A 25,092-nucleotide genomic window follows, 5' to 3' on the forward strand; every position below is an offset into this window, starting at 1 on the left:
TTGTAAGTCAGAATGATAATGTGTAGTATAGAGTCTCAAAGTTGTTACAAGACAATTATACTTAAAATAATCCCCCTCTAAAAATAAGGGGGTAATTTTTATATAAATATCATATAACATCTATACATCTTTCTAAAAATATTAAAAACATAAAATTATTTGAATAGTTTTTTTTTATTTTTTTATATTCTTGTTGGACTCATAAAAGTAAAAGTTGCTAATAATTTTTCCAATTGTACTTTGAAATAATGCTTTTTTGAACTTATCAAGTTTTAATTTGGAAGTAGTCTTCTTTACTGTAAATATAATACTGTATCCCATGATATTAATGATTTTGATATAATTCAAATATGCTTTATCGCTTTGGATTGTATTTAATTCTTTTAATTTTCTAAAATAATTATTGTCAAAATGTTTATACGACATATTGTGTTGATATTTATATATAATATTTCCAATAATCATTTTTAAATCAACAGAATTATCCTTCCTCCATTCATGTTCAATGCAGTCAAATAAGTATGGATATTCCTGACCTAATGAAAAGACTTCATAATCAAAAATTAGTTTTAAATTAAACAAAGAGGTGTAGCTTGACATGTTATTATTTTAGGATTATTTTACTGTGCTCTTAATTTTGTATTTCAAATAGCTTAATACCTCTAAATAACCTGCATTTTTTAGATAATATCCTTTGTCAATGCTACCATTATAATCAACAAATCTTTTATGCATATAGTCCGCTCCATTTTTGTCATATATAGTCCAATTATTTATGCAGATTTGCTTTATAACTTTAATTTCTAATCCGTCTATACTTTTTTGCATATAGTTTATATCTCCAATTACAACTTTGAATTTATTTTCGTTTTGCTTGTAAATGTAGTTTAGTTCGTATCTGTCAATATTATTACATTCAAATATTTGAGATTTGTAATTAGCACAAACTATTATGAAAAGGAATAAAATTAAATTTTTCATGTTTAGTCTTTGAGGTTAGTGTAATAGTTAAAATATCTTCCTTCATTGTTATTACAGATAACAGAATATGCTGAACCATTTAAACACATTACAGTTGCAATTTCTCTATTTCCATAATAGAATTTGAAGAATTCAGAATTTCCATTTTTGTTATAATATCCTCTATTAAACTTATAATCCGTGCGATAATTTCCTTCGAATATCGATAATTTGCCATCACCAATGTAGTTAAGGACGCATGTTACACAATTCCAATCAATATTGAAACTAATAAAAATTTTAACTCTGTTGTTTTCGACCTTATCGTAAAATTCTTTAGTATCAGCATCCATTTTGTATTTGACAAATGATAGTTTATAGCCATTAAATTCCGTAACAGAATTTCCATCTTTTTTTACTACAAATCCTTGAGAATAGAAGGATGAATATAAGTGTAAAAATATTGTTAAGAAAAGAATCTTTTTCATCTATTCTGTTTATTCTTTGTCCAGAGTAATGTTGCTAATTCCGTTTATCCACTGTATCTGACCCGAATTAATTTTCTTAAACTTATAAGAGCCACTAGATGCACCTGCTGTAATTACGAAATTATAGTCAGTATCTGTAATTGTTTCATCAACTTTCGCAGTCTGCCCGTTGCTTGCAGTTTGTGTTAGAATTGCTTTATAGCTCGTTCCATTTATGACATAAATAAAATCTTCGTTTGTGAATTTGTAGTAAGATGTGTTGCTAACCTTCCAAGAACCTTGAATCCATGTGGGAGGATGAAAGTATTGAGTCGTTGTAGGAATGTTCTGTTGTGATGTTGAATCGTCATCGCTACCAGAACAGCTAACGAAAGAAACAGCTATTAAAGCTGTGAGAAATAAATGTTTCATATAATTGAATTTTATTGTTTAAAATTGTTTTGTATAAACAACAAAAAAGTGAGGTACTTATCCATGTTAGTAATACAAGCTCGGCAAAGCTTTGACACATAACAGGAAAGCCCTCACCATTATATGGCAAGGAGCTAAACTGTTTGCATTTTGTGTCAAATTTGAATTTTGCCGATTCGTATTACAATTGCAAAAGTTTTCTCTTTTTCGTTGAAGTAAGTAGCAAAGATATTAATTCAAATTGAATCTTTTAATCATATTTTTTGTAAAATTCATAGTTGCTTAAAGTCAAAACCTGCTCTTGTCTCACTTTTAAAAAATGAGATTACTAATTACTGACAAAAAAATATTTGAAAATTGAAAATCTAGAGAAATTAAAATGCTATTTGGAAAAGCATTAAAAAAGAAAAAAACTACAAATGATTGATATTTTATTATATACAATCACAGAAAACCAATCATGCAACTTGATTAACAATACTACAGTCATAAAACAACTCGTTAAACTTAGCTTTTATCAACTCTATAAAGTATATTCCTGTTGTGTTGAGGTTGTTTTTTTCTATCATTTCCCTTAGCTTTGCTTTATCTCGATAAAGGTTATTTTTTCCTCTTTTTTGCTTCCAATAGGAAGGCTCTAACCTGTTGCCTAAATCGCTTATCAATTCAGTACTTAAATCTTTTCTTTCAAATCTATTGTCAACAATTGTAAAGCCTTTAAAAGACTCTAAAAACTTTGAATAAAGCAATAATATATTTTCCCTATTTTTAAGGTCATTTAAAGTGTAAATTCCAAGTTTCTTTAACTCACCTGAGCTAAGCACCATTTCTATTCTTAAAAGGTTATTTTCAAGACCATATTGTGTTTTTTTATCATAGACCTTCCATGCTAAATTATTATGTTCAAACTTCCTATAATTCATAGCATTTGTTGATTTATTAATTGTTGGAGCTTTATGCTCAAATAAAAGAAAATTATGATTTAAGTAATATTTTGGTTCTTTATCAACAAGCAAGTTAAATCCAAATTCTAAATTTTGTAGATAACCATTATTTAAATTTAAACCTTTGAAATCTACTTCCAGTTGTTCAATGGCTTCCAATAGAGAACAGAAAGTAAAATCGTTGTAATTTTGATTCCCTTGTGTTTCTCCATAATTGTTAATGTTGAAATACTTATGAAGAGAATTACCAAATACTGAATTCCTTTCAGTTACCCTTAATTCTATATTATTGATTTTCTTTTTAAGTGGGTATATTGTTTCTTTTTCATCATTATTTTCAGTTTTTCTTATCCATGACGATTGAGTATAATTACCTTTTGATTTTAAATACTTTTCTGCCAATTCTTGTGAGTAAAGTTTAATTGTAAAGTTGTCTATCATATTAATAAGTTTTAAGTGAGTTGGTCAAAAATTTTTCTACATCTTCCATTCTAAATAATGGGCTTTTTCCACTCATTCCATAAGGAATAAGTTTACCATCTTTTCGATATTGCCATAGTGAGGTTCTGCCTCTTTTTAAAATTTTCTCTAGGTCTTCTAGTGTTAGAAGTTCTTCGTTTTTAAAATTCATAATCTTTATTTTTTTTATGGTTAATATTTTGCAATAGCCATTGCATTTTGTAATTACTTTGCGAAGATACTCAAACACTCATGACACCATCAATACAGTGTTATTGTAGTGTTATAATTGTGTAATGAAGATTATGAGACTTTAACTTTATTCTATAAAAATAATTTTTGTTAGAGTGCCACTTTGGGAAGTTTTCCGTGTTAGAAAGTTTGTTATATTACTTAGTGATGATTGCTGATAAATCTTTGTTTTATTATTTTTAAATAAAAAGAAAGCATGAATAAATTCTTTTGTATTGGATTTACTATTAATAATTACACCATCTTCATGTCTTTCCCTGAAAAATTTTATGACCGAATTGGCAGGACAAGAAAACTTTATTGGTTTAACCATGTAATGCCCCTGTAGAAGTTTTTTTAAATCTTCTTTGGAGTCATCTAAAGTGTGTATTAACAGGGAGTTAGTAAATCTATCTAGATATATGTGTTGGATTTGAAGATTATATTTTAAAGGTTTATCCTGATTTTGGTGCTGTTGCGTATTATTGGATGTTTTTGGTATTTCATCATAAGGAAATAGAAGGGAAATACCTTTAAAAGCATCTAATTTAATTTGAGATTTTATTAGATTTTCATTATCAATCAAAGATTTTTTATTAACTAAGCAGTTAGCAATATTATAATTTCTTTCATTAAATGCAGTCAGAGCTTGTATAAAACTACAATCTTGTATCTTATTCGGAACCAATTCTAAAATTAATTTTTTGTTTGCTTCTACTCCAATTTTACTGATTCGTTCGAAATTAAGATATGCCTCTTCCATCCAAATATTTGCCTTGTCAATAATATGTAATTCGGAGGATTTTATAAGTTGGATTATATCAGTATTTATAAGTTTTTCAAGGGTGCTAGGAAAATTTATTAATGGAACCTTTTTATGGTATGACTCATAAAAGATTTTAGAAAAATTGAAAATATATGAAAGATTTTGTAATTCATTTGTAATCATACTATAAGGGTGAATTTTTAGTATTTATTTTCTATTTTTGTTTAAACTAATAAACTATGATGGAATTATTTCAAGAAACTGCTGAAATTGATTTGACAGTAAAATTACGTCAAAATAAAAATGTAATCAGTTATTATCTAGGAAAAAAAATAGGATTACTCTCAAAAGAATCTGAATTTGGTTATTTGTTTACAGTTAACGATGATGAAAAGTATTTGTTTACTTTAAAACCCAGCTATCTACCAAATGGGTATAACGGTATCTTTTATGTTGACCAAAATAAGTTTACAAAAGACTTAGTTTCTTTTCTTCAAACCACCAATAAAATATGCCTTAATTTTAATTTACCTAATTCAGAATTTATCAGAAACTCATGGAATAATAATTTTTTTTACAAAGAAGAAGTTTTAGATGAAAATAAAGTAAATCTTGAATTTGGATTAAGACCTCCGCAAATTGGTGCACTACATTCAATATTAGCACATTGGAGTGTTTCACAAGAGCCTGCAATAGTCGTAATGCCTACAGGAACAGGGAAAACCGAAACAATGCTTTCTCTTCTTGTTGCTAATAAAACCGATAAAATACTTGTAATCGTTCCATCTGATTCACTTAGAAGGCAATTAACGGGTAAATTTTTAACACTTGGAGTGTTAAAAGATTCAAAATTTCAAATTGTTGGTGAAGATGCATTATGTCCTATAGTTGGTACACTACAGACTTCTTTTAAAAGCCAAGCTGAAGCAGCCGAGTTTTGGGATAAGTGTAATGTCATAATAGCAACAACATCAATTATTAATAAATGTAACCAAAATGATTATAAAATTTTCGATACTTTAATTTCGAAATCAAAATTACTTGTTGTTGATGAAGCTCATCATTGTGAAGCAAGCACGTGGGATAATATTGCAACAAAATTTATTTCTCAAAATAAGCCTGTGCTGAAATTTACAGCGACACCATTTAGAAATGATAAAAAAAGACTAAAGGGTAAAACAATTTACAATTATCCATTGTCTCTTGCTCAACGAGATGGCTCCTTTTTGAATATAAACTTTATTCCTATAATAGAATTCAATGATAGTAAAGCAGATATAATAATAGCCGAAAGGGCAATTGAGCAATTAAGAAGTGATTTATCACAAGAGTTGAATCACAAATTGATGGCTAGAGTAGAAAACATAAATAGAGCACAAGAAGTATTTGAAATATATAAAAAATACAAAGAATTTAAGCCTATGCTTGTACATAGTAGACTTAATGATTCTGAAAAAAGAGAAATATTAGATAAAATAAAAAATGATGATAGTTATAGAATTATTGTTTGTGTAGATATGTTAGGAGAGGGCTATGACTTGCCAACTTTAAAGATATGTGCATTGCATGAAATTCATAAGAATATTACAACTTCAATACAGTTTTTTGGTCGATTTACTAGAAGTTCAACTCAAAAAGTTGGTAATGCTACAATAATTGCTAATATCGGAGATAATAATTTAAAAGATAATCTTTTAAGAAAACTTTACGCAAAGGATGCAGATTGGAATAAAATTCTAAAAGTTTCTAATGAGGGGATTTTAGCTGAGTTAAATAAGGAAGAAGATTTTTTTCAAAAATTTGACGAAGAAGGAATCCCATATCAAATACCCCTAAGAAATATTACTCCAGCTCTTAGTACAGTAGTATATAAGGTTAATGATTTAGAACCCAAATGGAATCCTGATTCATATAAGAAGTTTTTTGAAAAAAAGAACAATCAATCTGTACACGCTACACATCAAGAAAAAGATTTGTTAATCATTATTGGTCGAAACAATTCTTCTGTAAGGTGGGGGATAATAGATGATTTAATAAATAATGTATATGACCTGTATATAATTTATTTTAATAGAGAACAAAATTTATTATTTATAAATAGTTCTAATAATGGCAGCCTTTATGAGAGCCTTGCAAATCTTGTGATTGGAGAGAATATAAATCTTATAAATGAATCTGACATATATAAATCGCTCCATGAAGTAGAGCAATTAGAATTATTTAATTTAGGAGTTAAGCCAATATCTGAGGAAGCAATAAGCTACACTCAATTATTTGGGAGAAATGTTGGAGAAGCTTTAGACGAAATAACAAAGAAAACAAAATCAAGTGCAAATCTCTTTGGAAAAGGTTTTACTGCAGGTGAAAGAATAACTATAGGTTGTTCATCTAAAGGTCGAGTTTGGTCTAGAATGATTAAAACAATACCTGAATTTTGTGAATGGTGTGATACTATTGGGAAAAAACTTAACGATGATACTATTGACGTTAAAAATATATTTAATTTTATAGCTAAACCAGAAAGGATTTCTGTTCTTCCTAATGGAATTACTCCAATTTCAATAATATGGAATGACGAAATATATTTCAGAGAAACAGAGTTTTTCATTAATGAAAAATCTTTTTTTGATTATAGAATTGCTTTAAATTTTGATAAGACAAAAAATAATTCAATTAATTTCTCAATAAAAACAGAAAATATTGAGACTGAATATGAACTCATATTAGATTCAAATAAAAATTCAAAAGGTTACTCTTATTCCAAAATAAAAGGAAATGATTTATTTTTTACATACGGACGAAATGAAAATATAAGTATTGATGATTTTTTCAAAAAGTATCCTCCTATAATAAGATTTTCTGACTCTTCAAAAATGTATAACGATATATTTTTTGAATTTAAATATGAATTTCAAGCGTATAATCCAGAATTAATCGAAACAAGAATTTGGACAGGGGTAAATATAACTAATGAGTCTCAATATGATAAAACCAAAAAGACAAAAATTACTGACTCAGTTCAATATTTTATGGTTAATGAATTAAAAAAAGATGAAGATTATAAAATAATTTTTGATGATGATGATAAAGATGAAATTAGTGATATTGTTGGGATAAAATATTTTGAAGAAGATTACAGTAAAGTAGTAGTTGATTTATATCACTGTAAGTTTTCACAAAAATCTAAAGCAGGAGGACGAATTAAGGACTTATATGAAGTTTGTGGACAGGCGCAAAGGAGCTTTCACTGGAAGCATAGAATAGAAAATCTAATTAATCATCTAAACTTTAGAGAAAAGCAAAGATTTGAAGCTAATAAACCATCTAGATTTGAAAAAGGTGGAACAGAGGAATTATATATATTTAAGAGAATTATTCAATCAGGTTTTTCAAAAGTTATTGTAAATATTCATATTGTACAGCCTGGAATTTCAAAAGAAAAGATTTCGAATGAACAGTTAAAATTGCTAGGTGCAACAGAGATGTTATTAAAAAATACAGGTAATAATTTTAATGTTATTGTAAGTGACTAAAATTCGTTTTAATTAATTAAATTTGTATTAAGATAAAAGGATACTATTTAAAAGTGTACTCTAAACTGTCCACTAGTTAAATTGCTATTTTTATATTAGTTTGAAAATCTGTTAAATAGAAATACAAGCGTGTGGTCCAGGTGGGACCACGTTAAAAATCAGAGAGTTACAGCGTTTTTGTTTGTAGCTCTTTTCTTATTTGCACATATTTTACAAGTAAATTCCGGCTTATAATGCCCTAAAATGGGTTGTTTTGATTTTTGTATATTTTTCTGCCTAACAAAAAAATTAGATAAAAATTTGGTTAATTTTTTAAACTTTGATTTTTGCTATTTTGAAATTTGCACATTTACATTAACTCTTTTCCAATTTCAGGGTGAGATGATAAAATGCAAATACAATAAGATCTCTCCAAAAATAAATGAAAGGGTTTATGGGTTTAATAAATCGCAGAAAAAGACTTCTACGGATTTCTTAAAGACGTGAGCCTAAGTTTAATAGATTACGCTCTTTCTTTCTTTATAAAATTCATATTTTTATTATATTTAACGGATACAGATGATATTAAAAATTTATTGATTTATGAAGTTGCCGACTGACATTGAAGACAAATATCTTAAAGAAGTTCTTTTAAATCTTTCTATTGCGGATCTTCCCAATGAAGAATGGAAAGAGATTGAAGGTTTTGAAAATTATGCCATTTCTAATTATGGTCGTATAAAAAGTCTTCAACGCAGTGTTATAAACTCAAATGGAGGAGAATGGAAAATGCCGGACCGTATTATGAAACTACACGCCTTCAAGTATTTTAATAAATATTTAAAAAGAGACTTCTATAACGTTCGATGCAGATTGTCATTGGAAGGAAAGGAGTATGGAAAATCAGTTTCCCGTTTAGTCTATTACCATTTCGTTGAAAAATTTGATATGGATAATCATAAACTCCTTATATCGTTTAAAGATCATAACCAATTCCATTTTCATGCCGATAATTTGGAAAAACTTTCTGTAAGTGACGTTCATTATAAAACCATGAAAGAAGGAAGAGGAAAGAAAAGAAACTTTAACAGGGCAGTAAGCCAATATACTGTTGAAGGAAATTTTATTTCTTCCTATGAAAGTATAGAGTTTGCAGCAGATAGCCTTGGTATTAACCGTACATACATTTTAGCCGCAATAGAAAAAGAGCGTCTGACTGCGGAAGGGTTTCGATGGTTTCTACAAGACTATGTCCTTACAAAAGATGACTTTATGTTGTTAGGAAAAAATGCATCCGATAAAATATTCAACAAGGCTCTTTGGAAAAAACTTGGAAAACCCGAAATTGATGAAAGCAATCCTCCTGCCTGTATGAATTTATCCCTCGAAGATTTTCCGGGTGAATTATGGAAACCGATTCCCGGATTGGAAAATCAGTTTCAAATTTCAAATAAAGGAAGGATAAAACGGCTAAACAGCTGGACGCAAAGTAAAGGCAAAAGATTTTTGAAGGAGCGTATTATCTCTCTTTTTCTTGATGTTTATTCTGATAAAGCATATTATTTATATGTTAATCTAAATTCTAACGGCAAAAGGGTTCAGGTAAGGATTAACCAGATGCTTTATTACTGTTTTATAGAAGAATTTGATATGAAAAATAAATCGTTGGTTGTTGTTAATAAAAGTGAGCCCCTATGGAATATTCATATTTCAAAGCTTTCGCTGCGTCCTATTCATTCTTTTTTTAAAACAAAACAATCAGAAAAAATTTCTTCTCTAATTTAAAGTAAAAGATTCTTTAAAGTTTTATCAATTCTTTTTAATTAGCTTCCCTGTTGATATTTTTTAAGCAAGTCATAATATTTTGCAAGTTCAACCAACAATACTTAATGCATTAAAAGTTGCATCGTTGCGGCTTCCGAATGTTGAAGATAATAATGTCAAAATAAACATAATTTGTAAATTTGAGTAAGTAGAGATCTGGAAATAATGCAAAAGTTTTTAATTTTAACTTTATCTCTAATTGCTAATTTCTAAAAAACAATGAACGAAGAAAAGAAAACAGATTACCACCAATTTTGTGAGCAATGGACAAAAGAGCTCATGGAAAACCCTGCAGTACAGGAATACTGCAAGACGTATCAAAAATATTCCATGGACAGCTTCTGCAAAGCTTATGCTAATATAAAGGCATCCGGTTTGAAATGGGGCGAAATGTACCAGAGATTAAACGAGCAAAAGCAAAACGAATGGATTGACTTGGCATTCGAACACCTCTCCATTATACAACAAAAAAAGCTTTTTGATGCACAATGTCTTTGGCGGGCCGAGCAACTGGAAATAAAAGAAATAGAAATCACTTTTGATTTTAGAGCTTGGGAAGAAGATATACTCAATTGTTCTTTTATACCTCCAATTACCCTACAGGAGGTTGATTGGTATTGTCAATACCTTTCACAAAACAACGCAGAGTTTGAACAAGACTGGTTTCAGGATTGGCAGAATTATGAGGAAATAAAAGAAGCTTATGAAACCAACAATGAAAACCGAAACTTTCCCGAATGGTATGATTTTCATAACGGAAAAACAGGAAATGGAGTACTCCTTACTCTTCCCGATATTCGGGGTAAAAAAGAGAAATTTTATCAAAGCTTATGCATTGAAGATTCCCGGAAACATGATCCACCTATTTCCTATGTAAAAGATCCGGAATTGGAAAAGCCTTATATGAATATTTTTGACACCAAATTACATATAACTTTAGCACAGCTCATAGAGGATAAACAAACCAGTAAACTTATTACAGAGTATCTAAAAGGAACAGAACACCATCATACCTATGAAAATGAAAGGGCAGATGAGAATCTGCAATACTTATCCGAAATAAAAGATGAATTAATTCCCATAGAAGCTCATGACGACTATCGCGTCGCTTTAAACAGAGCAGTAGAAAGCTACAGATCGAAAAAGACCATAGAGCATTTGCCCCTGGCTTTCCAAAAATATAAGGCGACCCATCAGTTAGGAATTTCACTCGGTACAGAAAGAGAAAAGGAACAATTTAAAACCTATATGGATATTGGCAAAAATTGGAAAGAAGCAATACTGAGGGGCAGAGAACTGAACGGAGAACCAAAAGATTTTGATTTTTGAGCGGGATTGAAATCAAATAAATTCTAAAAGAAAATGAAAAAACTCGTATAAAAACGTAATTAAAAATATGAATTAGTATTACCAGCTCGTTTTTAGTATCATCATAAAAGCTTCCATGTAATATTGAAAGCTATTTCATATTTCAATTTTGATGTATTTAATAAATTTTACATATCAAATCTTTAACGAAATATTACCTCTTCTAAGATCCTATATGAGGATCTTTTTTTTAACTGAATGGAAAGATTAGTCCGATCGTTCTTTTACTAAAAAACCGTAAAAGATAATGCTTTAGGGCTTTACCAAAAACAATCAAAAAAAATCGGGAGACAGGCATAATTATTTTTATCACGACGAGTTTTGTCGCTTTCAGCCCTGACCTTTGTATCAAGAAAAACATGAAAAATGGAAATTGATATTAAAGTTTCAGGTGGATATCTTTTGCCGGAAACCACCTAAAAAAATAAGGCTAAAACCTGAAGTTACCCTACTAAAAAGAGTCTTCAAATCTTAACCTTTTATAAAATCAAAACAAATTTACAAAAATGTCAACAAGTACCAATGCATCGCAGACACTATTCAGGTTTGTAACGATGCGCAATGCTGAATTATCAGACCCAAAAAATAAAGAAAGACGATTCATTTTCAGAGACTATAGAACGCAACGCGGGGTATTTGATACTAAATTAAACTCATCTACATCACTGAAAAAATTGTGTGAAAGACCTCAAGATCTGCCTTTGACTATTCTTTCCGAACAATCATTAAAAGCTCAGGATCCTGCATTTTATGATTTGGCAGTCTGGGTGGCAAGAAATAAAGCCAAGGCCACAAAAGCAGAGTTTGATGCTAAAATAAACGACTATAAGACCCTTCAGCATCAGGCTATTATCATAGATTCTAAAATCTGGGATAATCTTGTTTATCAGGTAGTCACACAAAAAGATTTTTATGCAAAGGAAACACTAATGCAGCTTTTACATTTAAATCATATTATATTAAACTACGACGGGACAACCCAGGAGCAATATGATGATGTGGTAAAAGCAAAAGTAGTCCTTCCGAGAGAACTTTTCAAAATGGAGGAAAACTCTTCAGGTTCAGCTGCTTTAAGGGGAGATGGGCTAATACCCAATATTCCATTTGATGATAAAAGCATGAAAGTGGCAGAAGCTTCAGTAAATCTTAACGCCAATAAAGATTTAACAATTGCTCTAGAAAAACTGGAAAAAACATATCAAAAAGAATATGAACAAGCTTATAAAATTGCATACCAGGAATATTTAAACAGAGTAAGACCGATACAGGCAGAATATGACAAGCAGGTAAAAGAACAGGAATACCAGAAGGAAATTTTCTTAGCAGCAGAAAACCATGAAGGACTTTCAAGTTTAAAATATATTCCGGTTCCGGAAGTCCCTGCCTTTACTTTTGATTTTCGTCCGGAAATCCAAGCCGAAGAATTAATAGAAAGTCTTGGACGGAAAAATATTGAAACTTTAAGCAAAATTTATGGAAATTCTGATGTTACAGTAGCATTACACGGGGTTCTCACATTTTCGGAGGTGCTACAGACAGTTGAACAAAATAGCCAGTCGTTACAGCAGATCATTATCAATAATACGGTTCTGAATCCTCAGGTTTCTACAACGGTAGGAGGAGTTGTTGTTCCGGTAACAAATGCACTCACAAATAATTCGGTGATACCTTTTTTTGCCAAAACCAGCTACAATTTTCCTTTTGAGCATTTGATGATGATTTCTACTGACATGAGCTTACCCAAATATATTATAAGCGGAACTTTTCATGTAAAAGGAGGAGGGCAAATCATTGTAACTTCATCAGAAGTAGTAAATTATAACTCCCCAAATGTAACCATCCTTTTTAGTGAAAATCAGCGCCTTCCGGCAAGAGTTATTGAAAAATATGAGATTTTGGAACTGGAAGGAGAAGTTATTCTTAACGATGGATTAGCGTATATTATGCAGGCAACTTTACATGTGACATCAAACAGCTACTATAAATTTGAAGGTCCTGGCACATTTACGTTGAAGGACAAAGGGAATCCTCCTTCTGATCCGGGTACGGGAAATCCTCCTGCAAATCCTGGAACACCGGTTAACCCGAATGATGTTTTTATCCCTTCAGGATTTGGAATGAAAAACATCGGTATAGCCGATTACCGAAAAGTTGAACAAAGCACATATTGTTACGTGGAAGGTGATGTTTCACACATTGAAAACATTATGGCAAGGGAGTACAAAGAAAAGTCTACCAGAAGACTGAAACGAAGTGAATCCCAAATTACCAAATCCACAGAATCTGAAAAGGAAAAGCTGACCGATACGACCTCAACTGAAAGAAATGAAATGCAAAATGAAATTTCTAAAGTTCTTCAGGAATCAAAAGATTTTGCTGCTCAGTCAGGATTCAGTGCCGGATGGGGTTCAGGAAGCGGAGTTTCTCCAAAATATATGCTGAATACGGCTGCTAACTATGCCACTCATAATTCTAAAGAAGAAAGCATCAGGCAGGCTGTTACCGAAGCGAAGGATGTCACCGCAAGAGCATTAGACAGAGTTGTTACCAAAGTAAAAGAAGAACGAATTGACAAAATTCTTGAAGAGTATGAAGAAAATAACAAGCATGGCTTCGACAACACCAAAGGAAGCAGTCATGTTGTAAGAGTTTACCGTTGGGTGGATAAAGTGGTTAAAAACCAGATCTTCAACTACGGAAAAAGGATGATGTTTGAATTTATAGTTCCCGAACCTGCAAAATTACATTCACTGGGAATGAAAGTGAGCAATAATACAGAAAACCAGCTCATAAAACCAATTAACCCAAGAGAGGCTGCAGCGATGCAGATCAAGGACTGGAGCGCCCTTGCAGACACAACAAAGCTAAAATACTGGTTGGGATACTATAATGTGGAAGTCGATGAAAGGCTGGAGCCTGTTGTATATGTAGGAAAAGCAATAGATTATTCTTCCACGGAATCAAAGCAGGCATCTTCAAAATCTGACCTGATTGCTATTCCGGAACATTATATTACAGAATCTTACGTCGTAAAGAGCAGTAACTCCTTCCCGGGTTATAATGGATGGGGAAGCGGTGCAAGTTTGCTTGTCGGCGGAGATAACGGCAGCAGCGGCTTCCTAAAATTCGTAAGAGAAGTTCCGATTACCATTGCAACAACCAATGCACACTATTTCCATGCTACGGTAAATATTAAATGCGTCCTGCAGGAGGAATACAAAAATGGATGGATGCAGAAAGCTTTCAATAAAATTATTGAAGCCTACGAACTTGAATTGTCGAAATATGAAGCTGCTCTGGCAGAGGCGAAAGCCGTGGGCGTTCAGATTAAAGGTTCTAATCCTGGTTTCTATAGAAAAATTGAAAACACAATCTTAAGAAGAAACTGTATTTCTTATATGCTGAATCAGAATCCGAATGCTATGCTGACGTTTGGTAAGAAAAGATACTATACCAATGACAATTCTGCTACCGAAACATTTACCAATACAGATATCCTGGTAGATCACGAACTGGATCAGTACGCAGCATTCATTAAATTCATGGAGCAGGCCTTTGAATGGGAAATCATGAGCTATAACTTCTATCCATATTATTGGGGAGAGCGGAAATCATGGGCAGATTTATATCAGTTTGATGATAATGACCCTATCTTCAGAGCATTTGTGCAATCTGGTATGGCAAGAGTTATTGTAACGGTAAGACCTGGATTTGAAGAAGCGGTAAGACATTTTATGGCAACAGGGCAGATCTGGAATGGAGGTGAAATTCCTGTCATCGATGATGAATTATTCTTATCTCTTGTTGATGAGATGCGTTCACCAAAAGCAACCAAAGAAGGAGAACCGTGGAGGGAAAAAATCCCGACTTCGCTTACGATTCTTCAGGCAGATTCTATCGGCCTGAAAGTAGAAAAAGCATTGCCTTGCAACTGTGAACCAGGCGTGAAATTCGATGATAATTTAGGCGAAATGTGTGGAAGCAATTTTGAGCTCAACAACAGCCAGATCGGGCAAGCTTCTGATAAGTGGATGGAGATAACTTTTGATTATTTAGATGATGGAAATACCAATATTGGAGCTTTCGATTATATGCAAGATTTTCCGAGAGTTTATGCATGTTTGGGAAATACAATTACAATTGATAGAGATGCTGCTTGGTTACCTTCAGATTCTGTTGAAAAAATACATAAAATATTGGCGGATGAAGTTTCTATGATAGAAGGAGTTGAGGCGAATCTTTATGGTAAAACTGGTATTACGCTTAAAATAAATGCCTCTAAGATTTCACTGTTCACTTTCCGTAAACCTGGAAAAGATGATGCATATGATTTATTAAAGTTTTCTGTGGATTTGCAAAATTCAACGTTGAAAATTGCATCCCCTGAATATGACAATTATGGCTTTGAAAGAATTTTGGATAAAAATGGACAGGTAATTCCAAAAGCCGAATATCTTGATAAAGTTCCTTTAAACAAATTTCTGGTATAATCTGATCATTTAAAAATTAAACAATGAGCAAGGTGAAACCTATGGTTATTTGGCAGCACGATAAAGTGCTGCCTTATATCCTTACGCGTCTTAAAGACAAGATTATGGAGATTACTCCCGTTGAAAAGATTTTCCTTTTCGGGAGCCGGGGCAGATTGCCTTTTGAAAATTGGAACGAGCTGCAAGGAAAAGACTGGGATATTTTGGTACAGGCAGGCTGCAAGCTAAAAAATGCCCACGTTTTGGTGGAAGGAAATTACCATCTGGATCTTTTGGTTTTAAATAAAGAACACACCGAAAAGTTCATTAAAAACATGAAAACCAAAGAACTATTTCCCACAAATGAATTGGAATGTTTAATGACTAAAAACCAAGAAAATGGAAAATTTTGATGACGAATTCGGTGATTTATCCGGATACAAAATACTTTCTTTTGAAGAAGTAACTCAGGGATTTGAAGGAAATAAAAATCCTTTGGGAGAAATGAAGAAATCAAGAACATTTCAGGAAATCATCAATGATATAGCTTTAAATACACCTTTTGGAAATAATAGTATGTTTTATAAAGAACAAAGGGAAATCATAATTGGTCAAATACCAAAATTATAAGCTATGGGATATTGGAAATATGAAATAGTACATGATTATGATGCTACCAAACTCATCAAAGAATTTCGGGAAGAAAACTTGAAACTCAAAAATTCTAAAGGAACGGATGATGAAGAGACAGACTTTATTGTGTATGCAGAAAAAGATGATCATACGATTAGCCTGGGCAGAGTGTTGCTTATCAAAATGAGTGATGCGATGGTTAAATACCATCATGAATATAAGGGTACTGTAGATTTACCGGAATATTGGGCTAAATATATTTACGAGCAGTGCAAAAACAATAATACGTTTCAATATAATGAAGATGAGATCGCTGAAGCATTTTTAGAATCAATTAAATTACAAACCAAATTCATTTCGGTATCTGCTTTAGATGTGCAAAACTTTATCAGGAAAATAACAGAAAGCATTTCAGATTCTTTCCGAAAAGATGAGCGGTTCTCCAGAGAACAATGGAATCCTACATTGAAATCAGATGAATATCTTTTTGCAGAACCAGAAAAAGCCTTTAATTATTTTATACAAAAATGTAATTCTTTAAAAAAAACACTCAAAAAAGTAAAAGATCAGTTAGAAATTTTGAAGTCTTTTAAAATATTGGGTAAAGAGTTTAAAGTACAAAGTATTGAAGACATCATCAAAGGAATTGATGAGCAGATAAAAAGTATCGAAGATATAAGCAATTGGCTCATTGAGAACAGAAATGATATCAAATTAAAAATACCATTTCTTTGTGGAGTATGGAATGGCTTGGTAGAATTTGTTGGCGGATTTTTAGATCTTGCTTTGTTGGCGATTAATATTACCGTTAATGATTTAGCAGGAGGTGAAACCAATTTAGAATTTTTAGAAATAAGAGAAGGCGTAGAAGAAGCTTTGGGAGCTGTTTTGAAAAATCCCGCCAAAGTCTTTAAAGATGTTATTGAAGGTATTAAAAATTACAAGTACGCCCGCTATTACGATCCTAAACTTAACCAATACCAAATACAACACAATGAAGGAGAGGATCTTATTTTGGCAATAGATATTATTGTAACGATCGTTACTATAATAAAAGGTATTGCGAAACTTGCAAAACAATTATCTAAATTTGTTAAATGGATTAATGAAGTTTTAGTAAGGGGAGGCAAGGGTGCAAGAAGAGTCGAAATTGCACTATTAAGGCGAGGAAAGTATTTAGGACAGGTTCTTGATGATGCAGATTTTATAAAGATAGAAAGTTATCTAAAACAATTAAAAGTAGAATTGCAAATTGGAAAAGGAGCAGGAGCTTTCGAAGTAGAAGGATTCTTTCTTAAATCTGGAAATCCTTTAATGTTGGAAGCTCATAATGCCGCGATGTTCGTTACAGATGGCGTTAAAATGAAGCTAATTTTAAGAGAAAACGCAACCATTTACGAAACCTTACACGAGCTTATGCATATGAGGGATTGTCAGCAGATAGGGATGAAAGCATTTATGCAAAAATCTTTGGTGGAGAGAGAAATTCGTGTATGATAAAATGGTGGAATATCAAAAGTATTTAAATAGAAAAGAGTTAGAACATGCTAAATGGTACATAAATGACAGATATCACAAATACGGGGTCACGGACAATTTAGGTAATCCAATTAAGGAAACTTTACCATCTAATTTAGATGACATCCCTAAAAAAAGACAAAAAGTAAATCTTGATATAATTTTAAATTTAAAATAAATAGTGATGATAACAAAAGAACAGGCAGTTCAAAATGTTGAACAATATATAAAGAAAAAAAATAGAACCTATGTTTATATAGAGAGAGAGAGAGTTCAAATGAAAGAGAAAATAGAAGTTCCATACGGTAAGTATGAAGACCAAAAAAAAGATGTTTATGTTGTAAATTATGATATCGAAGGTTATTATGAAAACGTACCAAACTTTGTTTATGTAGATGCAGAAACAGGTGAAGTTCTATTTACCCTGACAGAACACGGTTACGCTGAAGATTGGGAAGAGTAAACTCCTTTTTAACATATAACTCCGAAGCTAAAAGCCTTGGAGTTTTTCTTTAATGCAAATTGGAAAAGGAGCAGGAGCTTTCGAAGTTGAAGGATTCTTTCTTAAATCTGGAAATCCTTTAATGTTGGAAGCTCATAATGCCGCGATGTTCGTTACAGATGGGATAAAAATGAAATTGATTTTACGTGAAAATGCCACTCTTTACGAGACCCTCCACGAACTAATGCATACTTGAATGCTTATCTTTTTCGTTTTAGAGGAAAAAATGATTTTGACCAGATAAGACTTGTATTGTATAGAGAATAATCAGTTAGCTTTTCCAAATAATAATATTTGATATATCTGATCCATATAGACGGCTTTTAAGTCGTCTATTTTCGTATGTTTTAATTCTTTTCAAAAAAAAGTTTAACAAAAATTAACGCCTTTTTTATGATTTTACTTTTGTTCTTATTATGATATAAGAAATCATATAGAAATGAAATTAATAAAAGAAAGAAGGTTTTGTATTTACTGATCCGCACTAATAGACTTAGAAAAAAAAATTTGTATATTAATTTGTAAGGTTGATGTCTTTCATCAAAAAATTATACCTTTTTTCTCCCCGAAATAAATACGTTTTGTAACTAATTAGATATTAAAAGCATATGCTGCTGCTGATAGATCGACAAAAAACTATTATAAATAATTGACCATTGATTAATACCTTAAAATTTGGCTACAAAATTACTTATTTTAGGGTTTTTCAAACAAGGTTGGTTTAATCTCAATACATCATGCATAAAAATAATAATGATTTGGTATTAAAAAAAACATATATTAATTAAAATTAAAATTGCAAAATAATTTTCATAATAAAATATTATTGGTGATATCATTATGCTAATTGGTTTTAAATGCGTTTTTTAGGGAAATTATTTATTATTAATGTATTAAGTGCGAATAAGATTCATTTAAAAAATTGGACTGCCAGACTTACTTTTTAAATTGAGCTTTTTATATCTTTGCATCAAATTAAATACTAAGATTTATGAAACTAAAATCTATATTTTTTGTAGGAGTCTTTTTATGTAGTATAGGACTCATGACTGCACAGGCTCCCGCTAATTATTATAATGGAACAACAGGACTTACTGGAAGTGCTTTAAAAACTAAATTATCTCAAATTATTGATGTTGCACTAGATAAAGGTTATAGTGGTTTATGGACGGCTTATCAGACAACCGATAGAGACTATTATTATGAAAACAATGGAAAAGTTCTGGATATGTATTCAGAAAGGCCTACTGCTGCAGACCCTTATGAATATACTATTGTTACCAATCAATGTGGAAATTATCAAACTGAAGGAGATTGCTATAATAGAGAACATTTAGTGCCTCAAAGTTTATTTAATTCGGCTAATCCAATGCACAATGATGTACATTTCATTCCGCCTACAGACGGAAAAGTAAATGGAATGAGATCTGATTGGCCGTTCGGAAAGGTTTCTAATCCAACCTGGACTTCATTGAATGGTTCCAAGCTTGGACAGAGTGCTACTTCAGGATATTCGGGTACTGTTTTTGAGCCAATTGATGAATTTAAGGGAGATATCGCAAGAATGATTTTCTATTTTGTTACCAGATATGAGAACAGGCTTGCCAACTTCTCGTCAGGTAATATGTTAGGAAACACGGCTTTTCCAGGGCTTCAAACCTGGGAGCTAAATGTTTTGCTCTTATGGAATGATATGGATCCCGTTTCTCAGAGAGAAATTGACCGTAACAACGCTGCCTACACCTGGCAAAATAACCGAAATCCTTATATCGATAATCCTCAGTGGGTGCATGATGTATGGGGATATTCTACATTATCTGCCAATGATGTGGTAAAAGATACTGCTGTCTTGTATTCTCTTTACCCCAATCCGGCAAAAGATATAATTTCACTTTCAGGAAGGGATATTGCGAAAATAGAGAAATTAGAAATTTATAATTCATTAGGTCAATTGATCAAAAGAAATAATCTGCCTTTCAAAAATACAAATACAGTTGATGTTAAAGATTTAAAGCCAGGGGTATATTATTTTGTCACTGAACGTTTTTCTACCAAGTTTATTAAAGAATAGACGTGTTGATATATATTGAGTTATTAGCATTTTTCTGCTAATAGCAAACATCATAGTAAAAAAGGCATTCCTGAAGGAATGCCTTTTTCATTACCTGAAAAACGGATTATACGCTTTCTCAAAACCAATAGTCGTAGGATTTCCGTGACCTGAGAAAACCTTTGTTTCAGGATCAAGAATAAAAAGTTTCGTTGTGATTCCTTCAATCAGCTGTTCATAATTCCCTTTAAACAGATCCGTTCTGCCAATGCTTCCCTCAAAAAGAACATCTCCGGAAATCATGAATTTTTGCTTCTCATGATGATAGACAACACTTCCCGGCGAATGTCCGGGAACATGGTAAATTTTGAATTTTTCGCCATCCAGTTCCAGTTCGTCATTTTCGCTGATATATCGAATGTCTGCATGGATATGCTCAAGCGCCATCCCGAAACGCATTCCGCTGATCTGGAACATATCAAGCACTTCTTGGTCATCCTTGTGCATAAAAACAGGTACTTTAAAAGTATCGGAAGCCCACTGAAGCCCTAAGATGTGATCAATGTGGGCGTGGGTTAAAAGGATTTTATTAATTTTTAATTCTTTTTCCCTGATAAAATTTTCTAGTGTTTTGGTTTCCGCGTCACTCATATTTCCCGGATCAATCAGCCATGCATTTTTGTTTTCATTATAAATGATGTAGGTGTTTTCGCTGGCGAAATTAAATACGAAACCTTGTGTCTGAAGCATATGATATATATTTTTATAAGTAACAAATGTAATCACAAAAGTTTGGGTTTAAAACAGTCAGATCTAAATATTTCCCAATTAAAATATCATTAAAACCTGCGAATCGGATGAAAAATCTCGCATTTTTCTTTATCTTCGTCATAATGAAAACTTTGCAAATATTTTTACTTACCCTGGGCGGACTTGTTTTTGGACAAAATATCCAGAGCATTCAGCTGTTTAATCCGCAGACCAATGATGAAACGCCGGTTATTTACTTTAACCAGCAGTTGGTTTTAAGCTTCGACGACCTTACTAATGCCAGCGAAATTTACAGATATACCATCAAACATTATAACAGAAACTGGGAAGATGATAATCTCTTCTTTACCGAATATGCTACAGGAAGTTTAAATGCTCTGCTGGACAGGTTTCAGTATTCCTTCAATACGCTCCAGTCATACACTCATTATAAACTTACGTTCCCGAATGATAAAATGCAGCTTAAAATTTCAGGGAATTATGAAATTATCGTTTACAAAAATTCTGCAGATCAGCCTTTATTCAAGCGAAGATTCTATCTTGTGGAAGATGCTGCAACACTGGCGGTAGGTGTTTCAAGATTTGCTGATGCCAGAAATCCGGAAGCCAATCAGAGAATTGAGGTGAAGGCTGTTTCCAAAGGTGGGGATCTTTCGTCCAACGTCAATTCAATGACGCTGAATGTCATGCAGAATAATAACCCTAATATTGCGATAAACAATTTAAAGCCAAGCGCAACACTTGGGAACCAATTGCTGTTTCAGCAGTTGTCTCTTGTTTTTCCCGGAAATAATGAGTTTTATTATTTTGATAATAAAAACATGAATATGGCTGCAGATATGGTTCGTGCAACGGAAGTGAAAGACGGTGTTAATAATACCTATCTTCATCCGGTGTGGGCTTTTCCGCTGAATTACCAATATCAGCCTGATGTTAACGGGGCTTGGTACTACAGAAGAAATGATCTGGGAAGGGAAAGGGATGCAGAAAGAGAAGCGGATTATTCCTGGGTATATTTTTCTCTTGATTCGGATCCTGTAGATAAAGAAATTTATGTATTAGGAGGCTTCAATGATTTCAAGCCGGGTAAAGAGAACCTTATGCAATACGATTCGGAAAACAAAAAATATGTCGCCAGAATATATCTTAAGCAAGGTTTCTACAATTATATTCTCGCTACAAAAAAACCTGGTGGCTCCCTTAATTTTGGTGAAGTCAACGGGAACTTCTGGCAGACAGAAAACTTATATCAGGCATTTTTGTACTATGCTCCGTTTGGAAGAAATTATGATGGTTTAATAGGTTATGGTGAATTCAGAACTCCGGTGAGGTAATCAGAAAGAGTATTTATTACTAAATTTAGCTGTAAATATTAAAGCAACCTAAACAACCTTCAAGGTTTTCAAAAACCTGGGTTAAAATCGCAAAAAACAAAAAACCTCACCGACAAACCGGCGGCAAGGCTTAATATAATAATAGTCTGGAAATCAGTTTAATTTAAATATAGCTGTTACAAACAGTGTTTCTTCATTTTCAAAAATATAATGAACAGAAACAGGAAAGTCTTCCATTGAGCAGACGTTAATTCCGTCAAATCTTTCGTGATGCTGTGAGATGTTATTGATAGTGGCTTTAAGGCCTTCCAGAAAATCGATTCCTTTTTGTTTATTTTCTGCACTAAAAACCCTCATAAGAAGCCTTATGTCATTTTTTGCAATAGAAGAAAGAAGAATTTTCATTTAAGCACAATACTTTTTCAGCTCCGAAATATTTTCGTAAAAATCCAGTTTGGTAGAAGGGTTTTCATTATGAAACTGAATCCTGTATAAAATTTCATCCATATGAAACGGAGAAACCGGAGGAGTCTTCTTCTCTTCAAAGCTTTCCATCATTTTTGCAAAAGCTTCTAAAGCATCAGGACCAAAGTTCTCAATCTTTCTTTTTAAAATTTCTGCAGTTGCACTCATCATTTTTATTTTTAAAGGTTAATGAGGTTGTTTTGATGGGGTAAAGGTAAGAAAAATATTTAAATTTTTAATATTTAGTTTAAAATTTTAGGGGTATAATAAAATAAAATGTAAATATTTGATACTGTTTCTCGTAATTAGGGGGGTAGTGGTATTTTTTTATAAAATTAAATGGTAAATAAAAAGGCCTTCAAAAACTGAAGGCTGATATTTTAAACTAAATAAAATTCATTGAGCTTTTCCTCACATAGGGTTTTAACAACTTCAATCCATCGGTCTTCGTCATTCAGGCACGGAATATAATGGAAATTTTCGCCGCCGGCTTCTGTAAACTGATGTTTCCCTTCAACCGATATTTCCTCAAGTGTTTCCAGGCAGTCTGAAACAAACGCCGGACAAACAACTGCAAGGTTTTTAATTCCTTTTTTAGGAATGGTTTCAAAGGTTTCATCTGTATAAGGTTCGATCCACTTATCTTTTCCAAGCCTGGACTGAAACGATACAATAACCTTTTCCTTGGGTAGATTCAGTTTTTGAATAACGGTTTCTGTAGTTTTAAAGCACTGGTGGCGATAGCAGAATTGGTGACTCGGGTTATTCTCCCTTGTGCAGCAATCGTTGAGGTTGCAGGTTTTGGTGGGATCTGTTTTAAAGATATGCCTTTCCGGAACCCCATGATATGAGAACTGCAGCGCATCGAAATTTTCAGGAAGTTTCTCGCGAATGCTTTCGGCAAGGCAGTTGATATAGATTTCACGGTTGTAGAATGGTTGAATATAATTGATTTTTACTCCCGGAAATTTCTGTTTCCTTACTTCTTCAGCTTTTTCAATAACGGTTTCTGTGGTACTCATCGCATATTGAGGATACAGGGGAAAAAGGACGATTTCGGTGACTCCTTTTTCAGCAAGAGCACGAATTCCCGTTTCAATGCTGGGTTCGGCATACCTCATCCCGATTTCTACAGGAACATCAACCAGTTTCTGTAATTTTTTCCGGATTTTCTCGGTAATAACGATCAAAGGTGATCCTTCATCCGTCCATACGGTTTTATAGGCTTCGGCGGATTTTGGCGGACGTGTTTTCAGGATGATTCCCTGTACAAGAAGTGCACGGAAGATCCATCTGTAATCAATTACTTTTTCGTCCATCAGGAACTCGTCAAGATATTCCTTTACATCCTTTACATCCGTAGATTTTGGCGAACCGAGATTTACCAATAAAATTCCTTTTTTTGAATTGGAAGATTCTTTCTGCAAGATTTTTTAATTTATAGTTTACTATTCTTCTTCGGATTCTTAGTTTGGTTTTTAAATTATCCGTTAACGGCTTCTACACGTTCTACCAGATCGGGAACGAATTGTTTTAAGATATTTTCAATTCCGTTTTTTAATGTAGCGGTAGAACTTGGACAACCGGAGCATGCTCCCTGCAGAAGCATTTTTGCGGTTTTATTTTCCTGATCATATTCCATTAAAGATATTTTTCCGCCATCGTTTTCTACGGCAGGAGCAACGTATTCATTCAGGATGTCAGAAATTTTCTGCTCGTCTTCTGTGTAGTCTCTGTTGATGATCTTTTCTACAGGGTTTTCATGTTTTTGAGCTTCAATATTTGAAATTTGCCCACCATTCTGAAGATATTCTGCAATCAGCGCCCGTACTGTCATCATAACCTGATGCCACTCTACGGAATTGTCTCTTGTTACGGCAACAAAGTTGTCAGAAATAAATACTTCTTTAGCAAAATCGAATTCTTTAAAAATCGCCTCCGCCAAAGGAACTCCGTCTGCAGCGTCTCTTGATTTCACTTCCACAAATCCTTCCAGAAGCAATCTGTTGGAAACGAATTTCATCACATTGGGGTTCGGGGTCATTTCAGCATAAATCTGGTAAAGCTCCTTTTTCTTCTGAAGATAAATTCTCGGATTGGCCAGAAGCTCATCCTCAATTACATTTTTCAGGCTTTCCGCAACATGTTCCCATGCTACCGTATCTTGTTTTGCAACTGCTACAAAATTAGCCGTAATAAAAATTCTTTCCACAAACGGATAGTTGAAAAGCTCCTGTGCCATGGGAATTTCTGAAATATCCGAATCTCTGTCCAGTTCAAGAGAACCGGGAATCAGGTTGTAATCCGCCACAAATTTCATCACTTTCGGGTTTTCAGTAGGCTCTATAAGTATAGTATGCATTTTTTCTTTAAATTTGAGATACAAA

Annotated in this window: 23 protein-coding genes; 11 read left to right on the forward strand and 12 right to left on the reverse strand. The window is 32.5% G+C overall.

Translation table 11 applies throughout. From position 1 onward, the window contains the following. Positions 1-174 precede the first annotated feature (174 nt). The 7 genes from M0D58_RS14680 to M0D58_RS14710 all read right to left on the reverse strand — a co-directional run bounded on the left by M0D58_RS14680 (position 175) and on the right by M0D58_RS14710 (position 4,442). Positions 175-600, reverse strand: coding sequence for a hypothetical protein (locus M0D58_RS14680; RefSeq protein ID WP_248391021.1), 426 nt, complete (start codon positions 598-600; stop codon positions 175-177). Between the two features lie 15 nt (positions 601-615). Beyond that, positions 616-981: a hypothetical protein gene (locus M0D58_RS14685; RefSeq protein ID WP_248391029.1), complete on the reverse strand. Its 366-nt coding sequence runs from the start codon at positions 979-981 to the stop codon at positions 616-618. 2 nt (positions 982-983) lie between these two features. Further along, entirely contained in the window at positions 984-1,448 is a 465-nt protein-coding gene (locus tag M0D58_RS14690; protein ID WP_248391039.1) for a hypothetical protein, read from the reverse strand. Positions 1,449-1,457: 9 nt separating this feature from the next. Continuing rightward, the gene (locus tag M0D58_RS14695; protein WP_248391041.1) at positions 1,458-1,859 is read right to left on the reverse strand and encodes a hypothetical protein; all 402 of its coding nucleotides are present in this window, start codon (positions 1,857-1,859) and stop codon (positions 1,458-1,460) included. Positions 1,860-2,317: 458 nt separating this feature from the next. Further along, positions 2,318-3,244: a hypothetical protein gene (locus M0D58_RS14700; RefSeq protein WP_248391043.1), complete on the reverse strand. Its 927-nt coding sequence runs from the start codon at positions 3,242-3,244 to the stop codon at positions 2,318-2,320. 1 nt (position 3,245) lies between these two features. After that, positions 3,246-3,434 (reverse strand): helix-turn-helix domain-containing protein, encoded by a 189-nt coding sequence (locus M0D58_RS14705; RefSeq protein WP_248391045.1) that lies wholly within the window; start codon positions 3,432-3,434, stop codon positions 3,246-3,248. 147 nt (positions 3,435-3,581) lie between these two features. Continuing rightward, positions 3,582-4,442 (reverse strand): hypothetical protein, encoded by an 861-nt coding sequence (locus M0D58_RS14710; protein ID WP_248391047.1) that lies wholly within the window; start codon positions 4,440-4,442, stop codon positions 3,582-3,584. A gap of 56 nt (positions 4,443-4,498) precedes the next feature. Here M0D58_RS14710 and M0D58_RS14715 point away from each other — a divergent pair, with 56 nt between their 5' ends. The 10 genes from M0D58_RS14715 (at position 4,499) to M0D58_RS14760 (ending at position 20,156) form a co-directional block, all read left to right on the forward strand. Next, a complete protein-coding gene (locus M0D58_RS14715; protein WP_248391049.1) occupies positions 4,499-7,792 on the forward strand; it encodes a DEAD/DEAH box helicase in 3,294 nt (1,097 codons plus the stop codon). 582 nt (positions 7,793-8,374) lie between these two features. Continuing rightward, positions 8,375-9,556 carry an NUMOD4 domain-containing protein gene (locus tag M0D58_RS14720; RefSeq protein WP_248391051.1) on the forward strand — a complete coding sequence of 394 codons (1,182 nt, stop codon included), beginning with the start codon at positions 8,375-8,377 and terminating at the stop codon, positions 9,554-9,556. Between the two features lie 258 nt (positions 9,557-9,814). Then, on the forward strand, positions 9,815-10,924 hold the full coding sequence (locus M0D58_RS14725; protein WP_248391053.1) for a hypothetical protein: 1,110 nt from the start codon (positions 9,815-9,817) through the stop codon (positions 10,922-10,924). Between the two features lie 545 nt (positions 10,925-11,469). After that, on the forward strand, positions 11,470-15,453 hold the full coding sequence (locus tag M0D58_RS14730; protein ID WP_248391055.1) for a hypothetical protein: 3,984 nt from the start codon (positions 11,470-11,472) through the stop codon (positions 15,451-15,453). 23 nt (positions 15,454-15,476) lie between these two features. Next, positions 15,477-15,845, forward strand: coding sequence for a nucleotidyltransferase domain-containing protein (locus M0D58_RS14735; RefSeq protein WP_248391057.1), 369 nt, complete (start codon positions 15,477-15,479; stop codon positions 15,843-15,845). After that, on the forward strand, positions 15,832-16,062 hold the full coding sequence (locus tag M0D58_RS14740; RefSeq protein ID WP_248391059.1) for a hypothetical protein: 231 nt from the start codon (positions 15,832-15,834) through the stop codon (positions 16,060-16,062). The genes M0D58_RS14735 and M0D58_RS14740 overlap by 14 nt, the downstream gene beginning before the upstream one ends. Before the next feature lie 3 nt (positions 16,063-16,065). Continuing rightward, positions 16,066-17,562: a hypothetical protein gene (locus M0D58_RS14745; RefSeq protein WP_248391061.1), complete on the forward strand. Its 1,497-nt coding sequence runs from the start codon at positions 16,066-16,068 to the stop codon at positions 17,560-17,562. Positions 17,563-17,767: 205 nt separating this feature from the next. After that, complete coding sequence (locus tag M0D58_RS14750; protein ID WP_248391063.1) at positions 17,768-18,046, forward strand: PepSY domain-containing protein; 279 nt, start codon at positions 17,768-17,770, stop codon at positions 18,044-18,046. Between the two features lie 52 nt (positions 18,047-18,098). After that, positions 18,099-18,281, forward strand: coding sequence for a hypothetical protein (locus M0D58_RS14755; RefSeq protein WP_248391066.1), 183 nt, complete (start codon positions 18,099-18,101; stop codon positions 18,279-18,281). Between the two features lie 795 nt (positions 18,282-19,076). Further along, positions 19,077-20,156 (forward strand): endonuclease, encoded by a 1,080-nt coding sequence (locus M0D58_RS14760; protein ID WP_248391069.1) that lies wholly within the window; start codon positions 19,077-19,079, stop codon positions 20,154-20,156. A gap of 90 nt (positions 20,157-20,246) precedes the next feature. On the opposite strand, the gene M0D58_RS14765 is transcribed toward M0D58_RS14760, so the two are convergent. After that, complete coding sequence (locus M0D58_RS14765; protein ID WP_248391085.1) at positions 20,247-20,885, reverse strand: MBL fold metallo-hydrolase; 639 nt, start codon at positions 20,883-20,885, stop codon at positions 20,247-20,249. Between the two features lie 143 nt (positions 20,886-21,028). Here M0D58_RS14765 and M0D58_RS14770 point away from each other — a divergent pair, with 143 nt between their 5' ends. After that, positions 21,029-22,240 (forward strand): type IX secretion system plug protein, encoded by a 1,212-nt coding sequence (locus M0D58_RS14770; protein WP_248391088.1) that lies wholly within the window; start codon positions 21,029-21,031, stop codon positions 22,238-22,240. Positions 22,241-22,393: 153 nt separating this feature from the next. On the opposite strand, the gene M0D58_RS14775 is transcribed toward M0D58_RS14770, so the two are convergent. The 4 genes from M0D58_RS14775 to M0D58_RS14790 form a co-directional block, all read right to left on the reverse strand. Further along, positions 22,394-22,645 carry a hypothetical protein gene (locus tag M0D58_RS14775; RefSeq protein ID WP_248391091.1) on the reverse strand — a complete coding sequence of 84 codons (252 nt, stop codon included), beginning with the start codon at positions 22,643-22,645 and terminating at the stop codon, positions 22,394-22,396. Then, positions 22,646-22,876 carry a hypothetical protein gene (locus M0D58_RS14780; protein ID WP_248391094.1) on the reverse strand — a complete coding sequence of 77 codons (231 nt, stop codon included), beginning with the start codon at positions 22,874-22,876 and terminating at the stop codon, positions 22,646-22,648. It abuts the gene before it with no gap. A gap of 209 nt (positions 22,877-23,085) precedes the next feature. Then, positions 23,086-24,132, reverse strand: a complete 1,047-nt coding sequence (gene hemH / locus M0D58_RS14785) for a ferrochelatase (protein WP_428037164.1) — start codon at positions 24,130-24,132, stop codon at positions 23,086-23,088. Between the two features lie 56 nt (positions 24,133-24,188). Further along, entirely contained in the window at positions 24,189-25,067 is an 879-nt protein-coding gene (locus tag M0D58_RS14790; RefSeq protein ID WP_248391097.1) for a NifU family protein, read from the reverse strand. Between the last annotated feature and the right edge of the window lie 25 nt (positions 25,068-25,092).

Origin of the sequence: Chryseobacterium nepalense (genome assembly GCF_023195755.1) — a bacterium.
Classification (GTDB): domain Bacteria; phylum Bacteroidota; class Bacteroidia; order Flavobacteriales; family Weeksellaceae; genus Chryseobacterium; species Chryseobacterium nepalense.

Bases quoted from the DNA above. Each gene is read 5' to 3' on its own strand.
- M0D58_RS14680 (WP_248391021.1), bottom strand. From the start codon at position 600: ATGTCAAGCTACACCTCTTTGTTTAATTTAAAACTAATTTTTGATTAT.
- M0D58_RS14685 (WP_248391029.1), bottom strand. From the start codon at position 981: ATGAAAAATTTAATTTTATTCCTTTTCATAATAGTTTGTGCTAATTAC.
- M0D58_RS14690 (WP_248391039.1), bottom strand. From the start codon at position 1,448: ATGAAAAAGATTCTTTTCTTAACAATATTTTTACACTTATATTCATCC.
- M0D58_RS14695 (WP_248391041.1), bottom strand. From the start codon at position 1,859: ATGAAACATTTATTTCTCACAGCTTTAATAGCTGTTTCTTTCGTTAGC.
- M0D58_RS14700 (WP_248391043.1), bottom strand. From the start codon at position 3,244: ATGATAGACAACTTTACAATTAAACTTTACTCACAAGAATTGGCAGAA.
- M0D58_RS14705 (WP_248391045.1), bottom strand. From the start codon at position 3,434: ATGAATTTTAAAAACGAAGAACTTCTAACACTAGAAGACCTAGAGAAA.
- M0D58_RS14710 (WP_248391047.1), bottom strand. From the start codon at position 4,442: ATGATTACAAATGAATTACAAAATCTTTCATATATTTTCAATTTTTCT.
- M0D58_RS14715 (WP_248391049.1), top strand. From the start codon at position 4,499: ATGATGGAATTATTTCAAGAAACTGCTGAAATTGATTTGACAGTAAAA.
- M0D58_RS14720 (WP_248391051.1), top strand. From the start codon at position 8,375: ATGAAGTTGCCGACTGACATTGAAGACAAATATCTTAAAGAAGTTCTT.
- M0D58_RS14725 (WP_248391053.1), top strand. From the start codon at position 9,815: ATGAACGAAGAAAAGAAAACAGATTACCACCAATTTTGTGAGCAATGG.
- M0D58_RS14730 (WP_248391055.1), top strand. From the start codon at position 11,470: ATGTCAACAAGTACCAATGCATCGCAGACACTATTCAGGTTTGTAACG.
- M0D58_RS14735 (WP_248391057.1), top strand. From the start codon at position 15,477: ATGAGCAAGGTGAAACCTATGGTTATTTGGCAGCACGATAAAGTGCTG.
- M0D58_RS14740 (WP_248391059.1), top strand. From the start codon at position 15,832: ATGGAAAATTTTGATGACGAATTCGGTGATTTATCCGGATACAAAATA.
- M0D58_RS14745 (WP_248391061.1), top strand. From the start codon at position 16,066: ATGGGATATTGGAAATATGAAATAGTACATGATTATGATGCTACCAAA.
- M0D58_RS14750 (WP_248391063.1), top strand. From the start codon at position 17,768: ATGATAACAAAAGAACAGGCAGTTCAAAATGTTGAACAATATATAAAG.
- M0D58_RS14755 (WP_248391066.1), top strand. From the start codon at position 18,099: ATGCAAATTGGAAAAGGAGCAGGAGCTTTCGAAGTTGAAGGATTCTTT.
- M0D58_RS14760 (WP_248391069.1), top strand. From the start codon at position 19,077: ATGAAACTAAAATCTATATTTTTTGTAGGAGTCTTTTTATGTAGTATA.
- M0D58_RS14765 (WP_248391085.1), bottom strand. From the start codon at position 20,885: ATGCTTCAGACACAAGGTTTCGTATTTAATTTCGCCAGCGAAAACACC.
- M0D58_RS14770 (WP_248391088.1), top strand. From the start codon at position 21,029: ATGAAAACTTTGCAAATATTTTTACTTACCCTGGGCGGACTTGTTTTT.
- M0D58_RS14775 (WP_248391091.1), bottom strand. From the start codon at position 22,645: ATGAAAATTCTTCTTTCTTCTATTGCAAAAAATGACATAAGGCTTCTT.
- M0D58_RS14780 (WP_248391094.1), bottom strand. From the start codon at position 22,876: ATGATGAGTGCAACTGCAGAAATTTTAAAAAGAAAGATTGAGAACTTT.
- M0D58_RS14790 (WP_248391097.1), bottom strand. From the start codon at position 25,067: ATGCATACTATACTTATAGAGCCTACTGAAAACCCGAAAGTGATGAAA.